General features: G+C 51.2%; 19 protein-coding genes and 2 pseudogenes. 11 read left to right on the top strand and 10 right to left on the bottom strand.

The features are described 5' to 3' along the window. The first annotated feature begins 487 nt into the window (after positions 1-487). Complete coding sequence (locus tag ACOTX3_RS24770) at positions 488-2,029, top strand: IS91-like element ISCR1 family transposase (protein ID WP_000050481.1); 1,542 nt, start codon at positions 488-490, stop codon at positions 2,027-2,029. A 232-nt stretch (positions 2,030-2,261) separates the two neighbouring features. On the opposite strand, the pseudogene ACOTX3_RS24765 reads toward ACOTX3_RS24770, so the two are convergent. The 4 genes and pseudogenes from ACOTX3_RS24765 to ACOTX3_RS24750 form a co-directional block, all read right to left on the bottom strand. Continuing rightward, positions 2,262-2,711, bottom strand: a pseudogene (locus ACOTX3_RS24765) (peptide ABC transporter permease); the annotation flags it as partial. After that, positions 2,698-3,663, bottom strand: coding sequence for a peptide ABC transporter permease SapB (sapB, locus tag ACOTX3_RS24760; protein ID WP_004193276.1), 966 nt, complete (start codon positions 3,661-3,663; stop codon positions 2,698-2,700). The pseudogene ACOTX3_RS24765 and the gene sapB, both read right to left, overlap by 14 nt. Then, positions 3,660-5,303, bottom strand: coding sequence for an ABC transporter substrate-binding protein SapA (gene sapA, locus ACOTX3_RS24755; protein ID WP_004193272.1), 1,644 nt, complete (start codon positions 5,301-5,303; stop codon positions 3,660-3,662). The genes sapB and sapA overlap by 4 nt, the downstream gene beginning before the upstream one ends. Positions 5,304-5,603: 300 nt before the next feature. Beyond that, positions 5,604-5,996, bottom strand: coding sequence for a YdeI family stress tolerance OB fold protein (locus ACOTX3_RS24750; RefSeq protein ID WP_004193269.1), 393 nt, complete (start codon positions 5,994-5,996; stop codon positions 5,604-5,606). Between the two features lie 131 nt (positions 5,997-6,127). Between ACOTX3_RS24750 and ACOTX3_RS24745 the strand changes: the two genes are divergently transcribed. The 4 genes from ACOTX3_RS24745 to ACOTX3_RS24730 all read left to right on the top strand — a co-directional run bounded on the left by ACOTX3_RS24745 (position 6,128) and on the right by ACOTX3_RS24730 (position 8,698). Further along, positions 6,128-6,631: a hypothetical protein gene (locus ACOTX3_RS24745; RefSeq protein ID WP_004193267.1), complete on the top strand. Its 504-nt coding sequence runs from the start codon at positions 6,128-6,130 to the stop codon at positions 6,629-6,631. A gap of 9 nt (positions 6,632-6,640) precedes the next feature. Continuing rightward, complete coding sequence (locus tag ACOTX3_RS24740; protein WP_004193264.1) at positions 6,641-7,087, top strand: DUF421 domain-containing protein; 447 nt, start codon at positions 6,641-6,643, stop codon at positions 7,085-7,087. Between the two features lie 10 nt (positions 7,088-7,097). Continuing rightward, the gene (locus ACOTX3_RS24735) at positions 7,098-7,613 is read left to right on the top strand and encodes a 2-oxo-tetronate isomerase (RefSeq protein WP_017900989.1); all 516 of its coding nucleotides are present in this window, start codon (positions 7,098-7,100) and stop codon (positions 7,611-7,613) included. Between the two features lie 176 nt (positions 7,614-7,789). After that, entirely contained in the window at positions 7,790-8,698 is a 909-nt protein-coding gene (locus ACOTX3_RS24730) for an SDR family oxidoreductase (RefSeq protein WP_004193260.1), read from the top strand. A 95-nt stretch (positions 8,699-8,793) separates the two neighbouring features. Here the strand turns inward: ACOTX3_RS24730 and ACOTX3_RS24725 are convergent, their stop codons facing one another. Together ACOTX3_RS24725 and pspF are read right to left on the bottom strand one after the other, a co-directional pair. Beyond that, positions 8,794-9,438: a quinolone resistance pentapeptide repeat protein QnrB4 gene (locus tag ACOTX3_RS24725; protein ID WP_017900990.1), complete on the bottom strand. Its 645-nt coding sequence runs from the start codon at positions 9,436-9,438 to the stop codon at positions 8,794-8,796. A gap of 82 nt (positions 9,439-9,520) precedes the next feature. Next, positions 9,521-10,510, bottom strand: coding sequence for a phage shock protein operon transcriptional activator (gene pspF, locus ACOTX3_RS24720; protein ID WP_017900991.1), 990 nt, complete (start codon positions 10,508-10,510; stop codon positions 9,521-9,523). Positions 10,511-10,665: 155 nt separating this feature from the next. Between pspF and pspA the strand changes: the two genes are divergently transcribed. Genes pspA through pspD form a run of 4 tightly spaced genes read left to right on the top strand, consistent with a single transcriptional unit; the run spans position 10,666 to position 12,211 of the window. Then, the gene (gene pspA / locus ACOTX3_RS24715; protein ID WP_003020532.1) at positions 10,666-11,334 is read left to right on the top strand and encodes a phage shock protein PspA; all 669 of its coding nucleotides are present in this window, start codon (positions 10,666-10,668) and stop codon (positions 11,332-11,334) included. A gap of 54 nt (positions 11,335-11,388) precedes the next feature. Further along, positions 11,389-11,613: an envelope stress response membrane protein PspB gene (gene pspB / locus ACOTX3_RS24710; RefSeq protein ID WP_004193245.1), complete on the top strand. Its 225-nt coding sequence runs from the start codon at positions 11,389-11,391 to the stop codon at positions 11,611-11,613. Beyond that, the gene (gene pspC, locus ACOTX3_RS24705) at positions 11,613-11,972 is read left to right on the top strand and encodes an envelope stress response membrane protein PspC (RefSeq protein WP_004193243.1); all 360 of its coding nucleotides are present in this window, start codon (positions 11,613-11,615) and stop codon (positions 11,970-11,972) included. Before pspB ends, pspC begins: the two co-directional genes overlap by 1 nt. Positions 11,973-11,980: 8 nt before the next feature. Beyond that, positions 11,981-12,211, top strand: a complete 231-nt coding sequence (pspD, locus tag ACOTX3_RS24700; protein ID WP_004193241.1) for a phage shock protein PspD — start codon at positions 11,981-11,983, stop codon at positions 12,209-12,211. A 188-nt stretch (positions 12,212-12,399) separates the two neighbouring features. Here pspD and ACOTX3_RS24695 read toward each other — a convergent pair. The 3 genes and pseudogenes from ACOTX3_RS24695 to ACOTX3_RS24685 all read right to left on the bottom strand — a co-directional run. Further along, positions 12,400-12,588 (bottom strand): annotated as a pseudogene (locus ACOTX3_RS24695) (LacI family transcriptional regulator); the annotation flags it as partial. After that, complete coding sequence (locus ACOTX3_RS24690; RefSeq protein ID WP_013214003.1) at positions 12,546-13,367, bottom strand: hypothetical protein; 822 nt, start codon at positions 13,365-13,367, stop codon at positions 12,546-12,548. The gene ACOTX3_RS24690 and the pseudogene ACOTX3_RS24695, both read right to left, overlap by 43 nt. Before the next feature lie 194 nt (positions 13,368-13,561). Beyond that, positions 13,562-14,701, bottom strand: coding sequence for an extended-spectrum class C beta-lactamase DHA-1 (locus tag ACOTX3_RS24685; protein WP_004236386.1), 1,140 nt, complete (start codon positions 14,699-14,701; stop codon positions 13,562-13,564). Between the two features lie 110 nt (positions 14,702-14,811). Here ACOTX3_RS24685 and ampR point away from each other — a divergent pair, with 110 nt between their 5' ends. Then, a complete protein-coding gene (ampR, locus tag ACOTX3_RS24680) occupies positions 14,812-15,687 on the top strand; it encodes a LysR family transcriptional regulator AmpR (RefSeq protein WP_004193231.1) in 876 nt (291 codons plus the stop codon). Positions 15,688-15,690: 3 nt separating this feature from the next. On the opposite strand, the gene hypA is transcribed toward ampR, so the two are convergent. Beyond that, a complete protein-coding gene (gene hypA / locus ACOTX3_RS24675; protein ID WP_050583588.1) occupies positions 15,691-15,996 on the bottom strand; it encodes a hydrogenase maturation nickel metallochaperone HypA in 306 nt (101 codons plus the stop codon). On the opposite strand from hypA, the gene ACOTX3_RS24670 reads away from it, so the two are divergent. Then, positions 15,949-16,114, top strand: a 166-nt coding sequence (locus tag ACOTX3_RS24670) for a DMT family transporter (RefSeq protein ID WP_421625687.1), incomplete at its 3' end; no start/stop codon positions are given. The two genes, hypA and ACOTX3_RS24670, sit on opposite strands and share 48 nt — an antisense overlap.

Raw genomic sequence — 16,114 nt, 5'->3', positions numbered from 1 at the left:
TGCGAAGCGCAATCACCTTCTCGGAAACCCTCGCGAAATTTCGCAGTCGCGACGCCAGAGACCGAGGGTTAGATCATGCCTAGCATTCACCTTCCGGCCGCCCGCTAAATATCTCCTTTTGGGTTGTTAATAAAACATCCAATAAGTTGACTGTGCGTGAAAAAGAAAGTTTTGTGTGATGGCGTTGAAGATCGCACCGTTAAGCTCTTATGTGGGATGGTGCAGAGCTCGACGACTACCGATAAAACGCAACCGCCGCAAACAGACAAGAAAAAGCCCCAACTGATAACAGTTGGGGCTTCAGTATTGTGATTGGTGGAGCAATAGCACCCTGAACCCAAAACCTTCTCGCTCAACCGGTAGTGGCTGATAACAACTCGTGAGGGCTATTGCGGGTTAAGCATTTAGCGATGTCTAGGGCCAGACTGGACGTCTGAACGCAAGCCGCTGATACTGTACATAACCACAGTATCAGCGGAGGATACCCATGTCGCTGGCAAGGAACGCCACGGCGAGTCAATCGCCCACTCAAACAAACGGTTACGAACGCCACCAACCCGACCAGACGCTGCTCTACCAGCTGGTTGAGCAGCACTACCCAGCCTTCAAAGCCTCACTCGAAGCCCAAGGTCAACACCTGCCTCGCTACATCCAACAAGAATTCAACGACCTCCTCCAATGTGGCCGTCTGGAGTATGGTTTCATGCGGGTTCGCTGCGAGGATTGTCATCACGAGCGTCTGGTCGCCTTCAGCTGTAAACGACGCGGCTTTTGCCCTAGCTGCGGTGCCCGCCGGATGGCCGAGAGTGCGGCGCTGCTGATAGACGAAGTCTTCCCCAAGGAGCCCATTCGCCAGTGGGTGCTCAGCTTTCCTTTCCAGCTACGCTTTTTGCTGGCTCGCCATCCCCAGCTGATGGGCCAGGTCTTGAGTATCGTCTATCGTACACTCTCAACTCATCTGATCAAAAAAGCCGGTTACACCAAAGCCTCTGCACAAACTGGCTCAGTGACTCTTATCCAACGCTTTGGCTCCGCGCTAAATCTCAATGTCCACTACCACATGCTGTTTCTCGATGGTGTCTATGCCGAAGATGACTATGGCAAGCAACGCTTCCATCGTGTCAAGGCACCCACTTACGATGAGCTGAATACGCTCGCTCACACCCTCAGCCATCGCATCGCTCGCTGCATGGAAAAGCGTGGGATTTTGGAGCGTGATGCCGAGAATACGTGGTTGACACTGGAAGAGGGCGAAGACGATACGCTGACTCAATTACATGGTGCTTCGGTTACGTATCGCATTGCCGTCGGCCCCCAGCAAGGGCGCAAAGTCTTCACCCTGCAAACCTTGCCAGGGCGTGAGGATAAAGCCGACTCAAGCAGTCGAGTAGCCAACCATGCTGGTTTCTCGCTACACGCCGGTGTGATGGCCGAAGCGCATCAGCGGGATAAGCTTGAGCGCTTGTGTCGCTACATTAGTCGGCCAGCGGTTTCAGAAAAACGTCTGGCATTAACCGCCAATGGGCAGGTGCGTTACGAGCTCAAAACTCCGTACCGCAATGGCACCACCCATGTGATCTTCGAGCCGCTGGACTTCATCGCCAAACTCGCTGCGTTGGTACCTAAGCCGCGAGTCAACCTCACACGCTTCCACGGCGTCTTTGCACCGAACAGCAAACACCGAGTTCAAGTAACACCCGCCAAGCGGGGCAAGAAGCCCGACAAATCGGAAGGTCTCGATACTAACTGGCGTGACAAGAGTCCTGCAGAGCGCCACCGCGCCATGACCTGGATGCAACGCCTCAAGCGAGTCTTCAATATTGATATTGAAGTCTGCGAACACTGCGGCGGTCACGTCAAAGTGATTGCCAGCATCGAAGATCCGAAGGTCATTGAGCAGATTCTCAAGCATCTGAAACAGAAAACAGCCAAGGCGAATGCCGCCAAGCAGCGTGAGCTGCCACCAGAACGAGCGCCGCCACTGACTCCCAGCCTGTTCGATCCATCACAGAGTCGTCTCTTTGACTGACGACCCCAAATCCAACACTGCTCAACACTGCCAACTTTTAAACGGGGCGGTGGGGCAGTTTGTATCTCTCGAGCTATCAGGCTAGAGATTTTACCGCCAAATCGAACCTTATTAGAGCGGTTTAGGCTGGACCGGCAGTTAAAATTGGGGCTTGAGCGGTAAACGAGTGAGGGAATTTCAGGTAAGATACTTCGGATGAGGAGCAAAAAGGTGGTTTATACTTCCTATACCCCACAATAATCGCCAGCAACAGTGAAGGGATCGACAGCAGGGTGTCCAGAATGTGATTCAGCACCGCGGAGCGCAAACCGTGTGTTGCCCCGGCAACCACGCCAAGCAATAAGCCACACAACGTGGCGGCAAGGGTGACGACAAACGCACCGCCCACGGTCGGGGCCGCACCGCTAAGCAGGCGGCTTAAAACATCACGCCCCAGGTCATCAGTCCCGAGGAAGAAAGAGACTTCGCCATAGCGTGACCATGACGGCGGCAAAAGCTGGTAGCCAAGAAACTGCTGGTCGATGCCATAAGGCGCGAACCAACCACCAAAAATACACAGAATTGCCAGTCCAGCACAGCCATACAGGCCGATCATTGCGGTTGCATCGCCGTAAAAATTGCGCCATGCGGTGCGCAGCGTACCAGGCGGGCGCTTTTCGCTGTAGACGCTATCGTAAGGCATACCATTCCTTATGTTTCAGAGGGTTAGCCATAGCACCCAAAATATCAGAGATCACGTTAACAATGATAACCAGTGAGCCAATCACCATCACACCCGCCGAAATCGCCGCGTAATCCTGCTGGCGAATCGCGTTAATCAGCCAACGGCCAAGACCTGGCCAGCTAAAGACCATCTCGGTGATCATCGCCAGCGTCAGCATGGTGGAAAACTGTAACCCCAGGCGCGGGATAACCGGTGGGAGAGCGTTGTGCAGTACGTGACGGCGTAAAATCGTTAACCGTGACAGACCACGAGTCGCCGCCGCTTTGACATAGTTTTGATCAAAGACCTCAATAGTGCTGATACGCATCAGACGAATAACTTCCGTCGTCGGTGCCACGGAGAGCGTTAACACCGGAAGCACCATATGGCGGATGGCACTGACCAGCATTTCATCGCGCCAGGGCGAGTCGGAGATCCAGGCGTCAATAATGGCAAACCCGGTTACGGGTTTTACTTCATAAAGCAGATCAAAACGCCCTGATACGGGTAACCAGCCGAGGGTTAGTGAGAATAGCAACGTCAGCAGCAGCGCCAGCCAAAAAACCGGAATAGAGAAGCCCATCAGAGCCAATGCGCTGATGCAACGATCCTGCCATTTATTACGCGTTATGCCCGCCAACATGCCGATGGGGATCCCGACCATTAGTGCAAAACCAAATGCCAGAATGCACAGTTCCATTGTTGCCGGGAACACCTCTTTCAGTTGTTCTGAGATCAACTGGCCGTTAATACTGGACACACCAAAATCCCAGTGAATCAGGCCATTGAACCAGAATACCCAAGCGTTCCACAGCGATGCGCCCTGTAACGGCGCATGGGGGGTGAAATAACTCAGACTGAAGCCAATAAAGGTCAGGAAGAACAAAGTGACCAGCAATAATAAAAATCGGCGTAGGGTGAAGATAATCATGGTTTTTTCACCTCGTCAGCCTTTTCCCTGGAAACCCCGGCAAAAGAAGCGTTGCCGAACGGACTGAGCACCAGCCCTTTGATGTCATAGCGGTAAGCCTGCAAACGGAGCGAAGAGGCCAGAGGCAGGATCGGCAACTCGCGCGCAAGAATATTTTGCGCTTCGTCGTAGGCATCAATTCGCGAGGAGAGTTGTTGCGAAGAGAGGGCTTTGCGCAAAATGCTGTCAAACTCGGGATTGCACCAGTGGGCAAAATTGGTCTGCGAGTTAATGGCGGCACAGCTAAGCATCGGTCGGAAAAAGCTGTCAGGATCGTTACTGTCAGTTGCCCAACCGGACAACGTCAGATCATGGTTCATATCCATTAATCGCGCCTCCTGAAAACGGCCCTCTACCGGGATGATCTTCACTTTCACACCCACCTGAGCCATATCAGCCTGAATCAGCTCTGCGGTTTTCAGCGGACTGGGGTTCCAGGCCTGAGAGCTGGTAGGTACCCAGAGTTGTAACGTCAGGTTTTCCAGCCCCAGCGCTTTTAACTGCTCGCGCGATTTTGCCGGGTTGTACTCGGTAATTTTAGCTTCGTTGTCATAAGCCCACGAGGCGCGAGGCAAAATAGATGCCGCGGTTTCCGCCGTACCGTAGTAAATAGATTGCATTAACCGTTGGTTGTTAATGGCCAGCGCTAGCGCATGTCGTACGGCAGGGTTGTTCAACGGCGGTTTATCCGTGTTGAACGCCAGATAGGCGATATTCATCCCCGGACGCAGCGTCAGGCGCAGCCGCGGGTCATCACGCAGTATGCTGAGCTGGCTGGCGGCAGGCCATGCCAGGACGTCGCACTCGCCGGTCAGTAATTTCGATAAGCGTCCGGTCCCGCCAGAGCCGAGATCCACCACGACCTGCGGCATCAAGGGGGTACCACGCCAGAATTTTTCATGCCGTTGTAGGCGAATATATTGGCCTGCACGATTTTCTGAAAGTTGGTACGGGCCTGTGCCGACGGGTTGTCTGTCGAGTAATTCCTGGCGATCCTGTTTTGCTAATTTGGCGGCATATTCGGCCGACATCACAGAGGCATAATGTGTGGCAAGGTGCCACAAGAAGGAGGCGTCGGGTTGATTTAAGCGAAATTCAACGGTGTTGTTGTCCAGTTTACGCACGCTTTGGACGTTATCGGCGAACTGCAGGCTATCAAAATAAGGAAAACTGCTACCATTGACATTATGCCACGGATGCTGGCGATCAAAGATGCGCTCGAAGGTAAATACCACATCGTCCGCATTTAGTTTGCGGGTGGGCGTGAACCAGGCAGTCTTTTGAAACGGAACATCGCGTCGTAAATGGAAGCGGTAGGTTGCGCCGTTATCTAATACTTCCCAGCTTTCAGCCAGTTCTGGCACCAGGCGATAGGTGTAGGGATCGACATCAAGCAGTCGGTCATACAATTGGGCCGCTAATGTGTCTACGATGAGACCGCTGCTTGCTTTTTGTGGATTGAACGTATTGACCTGCCCGCTAACGCAATAGACAAAGCCACTGTCACGAATATCAGCGTACGAGGCCTGCTCAGGCGCAGCTGCAGCCTGACCACTCAGAAATCCAGCCATCACGATCAGAGATGATAAAACCAGGCGCATAATTTTAAAGGGTTATATATAAAGAAGCTATCTTACTAATACTTAATGACATTTGCCATTACCGTTTGTTTTTGGGGCAGTGGGGTTGATAACCGCGAATTCGACATCGCGTACTGGTCAAAATTCATACCCGCTATCCACTTTGCATATACTCTTGTAGCTATCTTAGCATTTTCATGGCCCCTCTGACTCGCTTAAACGCTGGATTTGCTGCCAGAGAGATTATGTGAGGTGTCTGACGGGGAAAATGAATCTGTTGTGTGGGAGGCGGGAAGAGTGAATTTCTTCCCGGCTGAGGTATTACTTCTGGATTTTATTAACGCGCACCACCGGCGGTTGCATTTTAGCGTCAAGGCTACCGTTAATGCTGATCATTTGATCGGGTTTTATCGTTCGGCCATCAAAGACCGCAAGCGGGATTAGCGTATTGATACTGCCGGTTTTGTCACGGAAGATAAACTTATCTCCTCCCTGATCCTCAATGAGATTACCTCGTAAAGAGATGGTCGCACCGTCATGCATGGTTTTAGCTTGTTCGACGGTCATGATTCTTGCATTTTCAGTGCCGCGATAGCCTTCATCCAGTGCATGGGCAGGTGGCGGGGCGGTATCTTTTTTCAATCCGCCATTATCATCGGCAAACGCTGATGGCAATAAAAAACAGAACAGTAAGGGGGCGAACGATATTTTCATAGAGCCTCCATTGAAATTGATTTGACTTATTAAGTTTGGTAGCTATTTATTAATCTGGCGAGTGGGATAAGTCTCAAATTGTAATTTTTCAATAAAACAACGGCTTGGTGTTATATAAGCGAGGCGGGGAGATGAACAGAGAGAAAACCCATTTTCAAGGAGTAAAAGAGAGCCTGCGTTTTCTGAATTTTGAATCTGGCTTTCACAAGATTGGTTTTATCTGTTTGCTCTGCATTGTTTTTCTTGCTTCGGTGGGAGCGTTTTCCGGCGGATATTTAAGTGAGGTGACGAGAAAAAACACCTTAAAGACAACAGGGTTACAGTACGAAAGGTTTGGGCGCTTGCAAACGGAATTTAAATTTAAAATCTCTGCACAAAAGTATGATTCTGTGAACAAGACGTTGCGCATTGGCGGCGATTTCAACAAATTTTATGAAATGGAAAATATTTGGCCGCAGCCAGACAGCATGTACAGCAAGGGGAACGATCTTTACCTCGTCTACAATGATTCTGAAGCAATGCAGAACTTTACTATCTGGCTGCGGGTTACGCCCGTGAAGCCAGGAAGCGTAAAGAGTTTTCTCCAGCTAAATGGCGAACCTGAAATCCGCTTCAGACAATTTATTTATCCCTAGGAGGTGAGTATGGAGATGGTCTTCCGGGCATCCGCCATTTACCTTATTTTGCTGGTGGTTTTCAAAATAGCAGGTCGCCGGGCATTATTACAAATGACCAGCTTCGATCTGATTTTATTACTGATTATCAGTGAAGCAACTCAACAAGCCTTGTTGGGTAATGATTTTTCGATAACCGGCGCCATGATCACGATTGTCACTCTGGTTACTATTGATATTCTGTTCGGTTTCATTAAAAAAAAGGTGGGTGGGGCCGAATCCGTGCTGGATGGTTCCCCGGTTATCCTGCTTGATCACGGGATCCCTTTATTAGATAAAATGAAGAAAGTGGATGTCTCTCTTGAAGATATATTAGTCGCTGCGCGACAAAATCAGGGGATTACCGAATCAAGTAAAATCAAGTATGCCATTCTGGAACGCAACGGACATATTTCTGTCATTCCTGAAGAGAATTAGCGAGGCGGTAATGAATACGGAGTACAATGACGCAAAAACAGTCAATGAACTGACAAAACGGCTTGCAAACACGCTCATTGATAGCGATTTAACGTTGACCACCGCAGAATCCTGTACAGGAGGAAAGCTGGCCGCGGCGCTTTGCGCACAGGCGGATACCGCAGAATTTTATGATATCGGCGTTATAACCTTTAGCGATCGCGCCAAGCAGAAAATGCTCGACGTGCGGGCCAGTACGCTGAAGAAATATAGCGCCGTTAGTGAGCAAACGGTCAGTGAGATGTCTGTAGGAATACGTCAGCAAGCCGAAACCGATATCAGTATAGCCATCAGCGGATATGCAGGGCCGGAGGGTGGGGAGGATGGTACTCCCGCAGGAACCGTGTGGTTTGCGTGGAATTTCCGCGGACAGATAATAACAAAACGTGAGTGTTTTTCCGGGGATTGCCAGGACGTCATTGAAAAGGCGGTACGTTTTAGCCTGGCGGTATTGATTGAAGAAGTGTCAGCCTGGAAGAACAAATAAATAAACCAGGACTTATCCTAGGAAATATTTCAATGCTATGTGAAGTTATCGTCGTGAGAGCCAGGTTAATATTAGGAGAAAATTAAGTGGTAGGTAAATTATAAAGACCATGTCATTCATTTTGTTCTACGCTTATTAGTCTTTGCGATGAATGATGACTCACGAGAGGTGATTGAATGACTGACCTAAATAAAGGAAAACAGACCACCAATAAAACTAATTCAGAGCGTTTTCCGCAGCCGCCTTTTCCACATCAAAAACAACCTTTTCCGGGGCTCGCCGGAAAAATGCAACCGCGCCCCGATCATGGCGAACAAAGCTATCAGGGAAGCGGCAGGTTAAATGGTCGCAAGGTATTAATTACCGGTGGTGATTCAGGTATTGGGCGTGCTGTTGCCATTGCCTATGCCCGCGAAGGCGCCGATGTCGCGATTAATTATTTACCTGAAGAAGAGGACGATGCTCGTGAGGTTGTTGAGTTGATAAAAAAAGCTGGGAGAAAAGTTGCGGCGATTCCCGGCGATATTCGTGACGAAACTTTTTGTAACCATCTGGTAAAACAGGCGGTAGACGCGCTGGGAGGGTTGGATATCCTGGTGAATAACGCAGGCCGTCAGCAATTTTGTGAATCGATCGAAGACCTCACCACAGAAGAATTTGATGCGACATTCAAGACCAATGTCTACGCCATGTTTTGGATCACCAAGGCGGCTATTCCCCATTTCTCCCGAGACAGCGTGATTATTAACACCTCATCGGTACAGGCTTATGAGCCGAGTGAGATCCTGCTTGATTATGCTCAGACCAAGGCGGCGATAGTGGCATTTACTAAATCGCTGGCGAAGCAACTGGCCCCTAAAGGGATCCGTGTAAATGCTGTCGCGCCTGGGCCGTACTGGACGGTATTGCAGTGCTGCGGCGGCCAACCACAGGAAAAAATTGAGAAATTTGGTGCAAATGCGCCGCTTGGTCGCCCTGGCCAACCGGTAGAAATTGCTCCGCTGTATGTCACTTTAGCGGCTGAAGAGAACAGCTATACATCCGGTCAGGTATGGTGTTCTGACGGGGGGACCGGAACCCTCTGACGTTTATGCCCCCGAAGTCGAAACGTCTGAGGGGGAAAGCCAGCCCGGACAATATTGTATAAGGGCAGGGGGCGGCATATACCGCTCCCTGAACATTAACCCATGACAGCGATACCAAGACGTTCCAGGAGCAACGATGCCTGGTAGCTGTCCAGTTTGACGCCTTGCAAATCAACCCCGCGGATATCTAAATCGCCCAGTTCCGAATTGGTCAAATCACAGTGCGTAACGTTTGCTGCTCGCCAGTCGAAGGATGAAAACTCGCCGCCAGAGAGGTCTGATCCACTGAACGTTGCGCCCAGCACCTGAGTACCCATCCAGCGGTTTTCCCACAGCTCGCACTTTTCCAGTACGACTTTTGAAAAGTTGGCGTAGCTTAAGTTGGTATTGGTGATATAGGCGCTACAAAACCAGGTGCGGGTGGTGATCATATTCATAAAACTTGCGCCGCGAAAATCTGACCCTTGTGCCCGGCAGTGGCGAATTTCGATTCCCAGCGCATTGATATTCCTGAAATCAGCCATGGAGAGATCACAACTTTTGAAAATGGCATCTTTCAGGTTAGCGCGACTAAAATTACATCCTTTCTGACTTTCTCGATCATAAAACTGGCAGCCAATAAATTCAGTGCCGCTAAGGTCGGCACCCGAAAAATCACAGTTGAAAAATGTGCTATTTTCAACTTTTTCACCGGTGAACCTGTTTCTGTCAATTTTTTCGCCAACTAACGCCAGAGTCATCATGATTAACCTGTTTTTTTATACAGTGATTGCAACATGGTAAACTGTTTTAACTCTCGCGTCCAACGTCTGCCCCTGCACGCTAAATTTGGTGTTTCTTCAGTAATGCGCGGAGTTGATGGTAGGTCAGACCTAATAATTCAGCGGCTTTTTTCTGATTAAATTTCGCCTGCTGTAAGCTGGTTTGCAAAAATTCCTTCTCCTGCTGCTGTTGGAATTCACGCAGATCCAGCGGTAGGGTTACTGATGTATGTCTGGTTTCTTGCGCCAGCGGCGGTGCGGCGTGACGCCTGAACGGGTCAATCACAATCTCATTCAGTGGGTAATCGCTGGTCCCGTGTCGGTATACCGAACGCTCCACGACGTTTTTCAGTTCACGAATATTGCCCGGCCAACGGTAGTGGAGGAGCGTTTCTTTGGCCTCATCGGTGAACCCAGGAAACAACGGTAACCCGATCTCACGGCACATCTGAATGGCAAAATGTTCAGCCATTAACATGATATCGCTTTGACGTTCGCGTAACGGGGGAAGTTGCACCACGTCAAAGGCCAGACGATCCAGCAGGTCGGCGCGGAACGTGCCTTCACTCACCATGCGTGGCAGGTCGGCGTTGGTTGCGCAAACCAGTCTTACATTGACCTGCAGAGGTTGGCTACCGCCTACGCGTTCCAGCTCTCCGTACTCAATAACGCGCAGCAGTTTTTCCTGTACCAGCATCGGGGCGGTTGCCAGTTCATCAAGAAACAGTGTGCCGCCATCGGCGCGCTCGAACCGACCTGGGTGACGTTTCTGCGCGCCGGTAAAGGCGCCCGCTTCGTGCCCAAAGAGTTCGGAATCAAGTAAATTTTCGTTGAGCGCGGCGCAGTTAAGTGAAATAAACGGGCCTTGCCAACGGGTTGAGAGGTAGTGCAGGCGGTTGGCGATAAGCTCTTTCCCTGTTCCTCGTTCCCCAATGACCAGCACAGGTTTATCCAGCGGCGCGAGACGAGAAACCTGCTCCAGCACTTCAATAAAGCTGTTCGCTTCGCCCAGCAGATTATCTTTGTATCCTGCCATGATGAAATTCACCATTTGTTAGTGTTATTCACCAATTTACCCTATTTATCCCGACAGGTAAAATTAGTTATTTTCAAATATTTCAATGAATTAAAAAGTTGGCATGCGAAGTGCATTAGAACAGCAGCAGGGCATTGCCCGATATCAGAACAGTAAGTGAGGATTACATTATGGGTATTTTTTCTCGTTTTGCCGACATCGTGAACGCCAACATTAATGCGTTGCTGGAAAAGGCTGAAGATCCGCAGAAGCTGGTGCGGTTGATGATCCAGGAAATGGAAGACACGCTGGTTGAGGTGCGCTCCAACTCCGCACGCGCGCTGGCAGAAAAGAAACAGTTATCGCGTCGTATTGAACAGGCCAGCGCCCAACAGGCAGAGTGGCAGGAAAAAGCAGAGCTGGCGCTGCGTAAAGAAAAAGAAGATTTGGCGCGTTCTGCGTTAATCGAAAAGCAGAAACTGACTGACCTGATTGCCTCCCTGGAGCATGAGGTGACGCTGGTTGACGATACGCTGGCGCGTATGAAAAAAGAGATCGGTGAACTGGAAAACAAACTCAGTGAAACCCGTGCTCGTCAGCAGGCATTGATGTTGCGCCATCAGGCGGCGAGTTCTTCCCGTGATGTTCGTCGTCAACTGGACAGCGGCAAACTGGATGAAGCGATGGCTCGCTTTGAATCTTTTGAGCGTCGTATCGATCAAATGGAAGCTGAAGCTGAAAGCCATAACTTCGGTAAGCAGAAGTCTTTGGATCAGCAATTTGCTGACCTGAAAGCAGATGATGAAATCAGCGAGCAGTTGGCGCAATTGAAAGCCAAAATGCAGCAAGACAAGCAATAATAATATCTGGCGGTGCCCGAACGCGCCGCCGCTCATCACCTGTAAGGAGTACTCATGAGCGCGCTATTTCTGGCCATCCCGTTAACCATCTTTGTGCTGTTCGTCTTACCGATTTGGCTCTGGCTGCATTACAGCAATCGTTCCAGTCGCGGCGAGCTGGCGCAAAGTGAACAACAGCGTCTGGTAGAACTTAACCAGGACGCACAGCGGATGCGTGAGCGCATTCAAGCGCTGGAAGACATCCTTGATGCTGAACATCCAAACTGGAGGGACCGCTAATGGGGGGCGTTAATCTGAATAAAAAACTGTGGCGTATACCGCAGCAGGGCATGGTGAAAGGGGTTTGCGCGGGTATTGCGCATTATCTCGATGTTCCTGTGAAACTGGTGCGGATCCTGGTGGTGCTGTCCATCTTTTTTGGTCTGGCCTTTTTCACCTTTGTCGCCTACATCGTACTGACGTTTGTGTTGGATCCGATGCCAGACAACGTGGTTTCCGGAGAACAGCAGCCATCAAGCGGTGAGCTATTGGATGCTGTCGATCGTGAACTGGCTGCAAGTGAAAAGCGTTTGCGTGAGATGGAGCGTTATGTAACGTCTGATACTTTTACATTACGCAGCCGCTTCCGCCAATTGTGAGGTTAGAAATGAATAATCGCTGGCAACGTGCCGGGCAAAGGGTTAAGCCGGGCATTAAAATAGCAGGTAAGCTGGTGCTACTGACTGCGCTGCGCTATGGCCCGGCTGGGGTAGCAGGGTGGGCGGTGAAGTCCGTGGCCCGACGTCCGCTAAAAATGTTGCTGGCGTTAGTATTGGAACCTTTGTTGAGCCGGGCAGCGACAAAATTGTCGAAACGCTATTCAGGTAATCAACCCTGATATCCGAAACAACAAAAGCAAGCAACATTTAGTCAACATTCCCCCAGTTAATTTGCGGCAGAGTAGTCTCTTGTGTCATGGGATCGCTACCAATAGAAATGAAGGTGAAAGCGACAGACTCCATTATGCAGGTATCGGTGTGAATTACGCATTCTAAAATGCACTGGGGCATTGTTATGCCCCAGTTTTTATACCAGTGAGTCGGCTAACGATATTTGTGTACCCACGGTGATATTTTGTAAACCTTTCTCACCGGCAATCAGGCTAAATAATAAATTACAGCTTTGTTCGCCGAGCTGCTGGGTTGGGACATCAATGCCTCCCGGCACGGGCGTCAGCATAAATGACAACAGTTCATTACAGTGACGGTATACGGCACCGGCTTGCCGTCACGGGTCATAGACAGACGCGATTCCAGATTTTTGACATCAGCGGGGGCATTGAAGGTCAGGCCGATAATGGCGTGTTTTTTCATCGGATCTTGCGGATCCTGATAGAACTCCGCCCGGCCGCCGCGATAATAAAACTCAGGGGTGGTAAAGGTTTTTTGTTTCTCTGTTAACGCCACCTGCGGAGCCAGCAGTGTTTTGGCATCCATATCGACGGTGTAGGTTTTCCCCATCGGGAAGGTTTTTTTCGCCGTGAATACCAGCTTACGGTCATTACGCCACTGCCACTCACCTTCCATTGCGGGGGTCAGGGTAATACCGGCGGTGACCGGTTTACCGATCAGCGTTACCGGTGCGGCAGAGCGGGAGAATGTCACCACCACAATCTGCGCTGAATTATCATCACGGTTATAATTAACCGCCGAAGGGCGCTGCACAGACGCGGAAATATCCTGCACCACCAGCGGCGCAACATCCACCGGCTTCGGTTTGTTCTGATACCAGTGCCAGGTGTAATAACTGCCCGCTGCCACCGCAGCAGTCAGTAATAATAAGGCAGATATGGTTTTCGGATAGCGGTTGCCCCCCCGCTCCAGCCGGGCAAGCTGATTACCGGCAAAGGTCACCCAGCCCGGCACCGCCCAGCGGATCCGTCCGGTGAACGGGCGCAGCAGAAAACCCAGCAGAGTAAAGAGATAAACAAGACTGCGAGCCGCCAGACGCAGCAAAATAAAAGGTAAGCGGAGGATAAAACGCAGAACGTCCATGACAACATTTTCCTCTGTGTGTTGAGACTGACATCAGTTTGCCGCAGCACACAGTGAAATCCGGTTCAGCCGGAAGCTGTCAGTGCCCGATACTCTCATCCTCCATAAAACAGCCCATAAAGCAAATTATTGCATAAGGAATAATCTTAAATTACGGCCCCGGCGTATCCGCAGGGGCCTGTTCAGGAAAAAAATTATTCCAGTGCACTCAAAATAGCCTGTGCAGCTTTGACTCTTTCGGTATTCGGGTAGTTTTTATTCGCCAGAATCACAATCGCCACCTGTTTTTCCGGAATAAAGGCGACATAGGCGCCGAAACCAGTTGTTGCGCCCGTTTTATGCACCCAGGAAGCACGGTTATACGGCTGAACCTGGTTGTCTGTTACCGGATGCGGCTGCAATGCGACCTCGTTGGTCACACCGTTAATGATCATATCTTTCTGCTGCGGCCAGTCATACATTTCCCAGCCCAGCCCCTGGTTAATCGCGGCGGTTTTATAGTAGCGGGTCTGGGCGAGATACATTGCCATTTCCAGATCCGCATTACCGGCCCGTGACGGCTCCATATTCATTTCCGCCCAGCGCAGCATATCTTTTGAGGCGGATTTCACGCCGTAAGATTCCGCATCAAGCTGTCCCGGCGACACGCGGACCGGTTTTTTGTTTTTATAACCGTACGCATACTGGCTTTGCGCACTTTCCGGCACAGTAATAAAGGTGTGAGATAACCCCAGCGGTGCCAGGATCCGTGCAGTCAGCAACTGCTCATACGGCATCCCCGCCGCGTTTGCGGTCAGAGCACCAAACAGGCCGATACTGCTGTTTGCATACAGACGCATATCGCCCGGTTTCCGGGACGGCTGCCACTGCTGATAGAAATTCAGCAGATCCGCACGGCTTTTTACCGCATCCGGCACCTGTAACGGCAGTCCGCCTGCGGTATAGGTAGCCAGATCCAGCAATGTGATCCCCTTCCACTGCGGCAGAGCCAGCTCCGGCTGGTATTTTGCCGCCGGATCATTCAGCGCCATCTCTTTTTTCGCCACAGAAACCGCACCCAGCACACCTGTGAAAGTTTTACTTACAGATCCGAGCTCAAATAGTGTATTTTCAGTGACCGGCTGTTTTGCCTGAATATCGGCAAAACCATAATTGAAATAATAGGGCTTACCCTTTACGGAGACGGCAACCGCCATCCCGGGAATATCCTGCTGTGCCATCAGCGGTTTAATGGTGCTGTCCACCACCGCCGCGACATTATCAGCGGCAGAAAACCCCGGGGCGGAAAACGCCAGCAGAGCGGAAATCAGTGTTGCAGATAACGATTTTTTCATCAGAATTAACCTTCCGTGTGTGAGTAACGGCGGCAAGTATCGTCAGATTCACCGGACAGAACAAACGGTTATTTATAACAAGAGCCTAAAGAAAAACTTACAGGTGGATTATGGTCAGACGTTATCTCCCCCTTAACCCGCTGCGCGCCTTTGAGGCCGCCGCCCGTCATCTCAGTTTTACCCGCGCGGCGATTGAGCTGAATGTCACCCATGCCGCCGTCAGCCAGCAGGTCAGGGCGCTGGAAGAACAACTCGGCTGTGTGCTGTTTACCCGCGTCTCGCGCGGGCTGGTGCTGACCCATGAAGGTGAGGGATTACTGCCGGTGCTCAATGAGGCGTTTGACCGGATTGCGGATACTCTGGAGTGTTTTTCTCACGGGCAGTTCCGTGAGCGGGTGAAAGTCGGTGCGGTGGGAACATTTGCCGCAGGCTGGCTGCTGCCGCGTCTGGCCGGATTCTATGACAGCCATCCGCATATTGATCTGCATATCTCCACCCATAACAATCATGTGGACCCGGCGGCGGAAGGGCATGATTATACGATCCGTTTCGGTAACGGCGCGTGGCATGAGTCAGATGCGGAACTGATTTTCAGTGCACCACACGCTCCGCTGTGCTCACCGGCCATTGCAGAACAGTTACAGCAGCCGGATGATGTTCACCGCTTTACCCTGCTGCGCTCATTCCGCCGGGATGAATGGAGCCGCTGGCTGGATTGTGCGGGCGGCACACCGCCTTCCCCGTCACAGCCGGTAATGGTGTTCGATACCTCACTGGCCATGGCCGAGGCGGCACAACTGGGTGCCGGGGTAGCGATCGCACCGGTATGTATGTTCAGCCGCCTGTTACAGTCAGGCGCACTGGTACAGCCGTTTGCCGCAGAAATCACCCTCGGCGGCTACTGGCTGACGCGGTTACAGTCCCGTACGGAAACCCCGGCCATGCAGCAATTCGCCCGCTGGCTGCTGAATACGGCGGCGGCGTAAAACTCACTCACCTTCCAGGCTTTTTACCCGCAAATCATCACCTTCACTGATGCGCAGCCGTTCACTGCCGCAGTGCGGACAGCATCCGGCGTGCTGCATGATTTCGGCCTCACGGCTGCAATCCCAGCACCATGCCTGTGCCGGGATAACATCAATATGCAGTGTGCAGCCCTGCGCCACGGTATCACGGCAGGCGATATCAAAACAGAAATGCAGTGCACTCTCCTCAACATCCGCCAGTGCGCCGACTTCCAGCCAGACATCCGTTACCCGCGCAATGCCGTGCTGTTCAGCCTGTTCGCGGATAATGTCCGCCGCACCGAGGGCTTTACTAAGCTTGCCCCTTCCGCCGTTGTCATAATCGGTTATGGCATCGCATTTTATTTTCTTTCTCTGGTTCTGAAATCCATCCCTGTCGGTGTTGCTT

The organism is Enterobacter cloacae complex sp. IR5384 (genome assembly GCF_049237265.1).
Taxonomy (GTDB): Bacteria; Pseudomonadota; Gammaproteobacteria; order Enterobacterales; family Enterobacteriaceae; genus Enterobacter; species Enterobacter cloacae.
The sequence above is the reverse complement of the archived record's forward strand: the minus strand, read 5'-3'. Positions and strand labels throughout refer to the sequence as shown.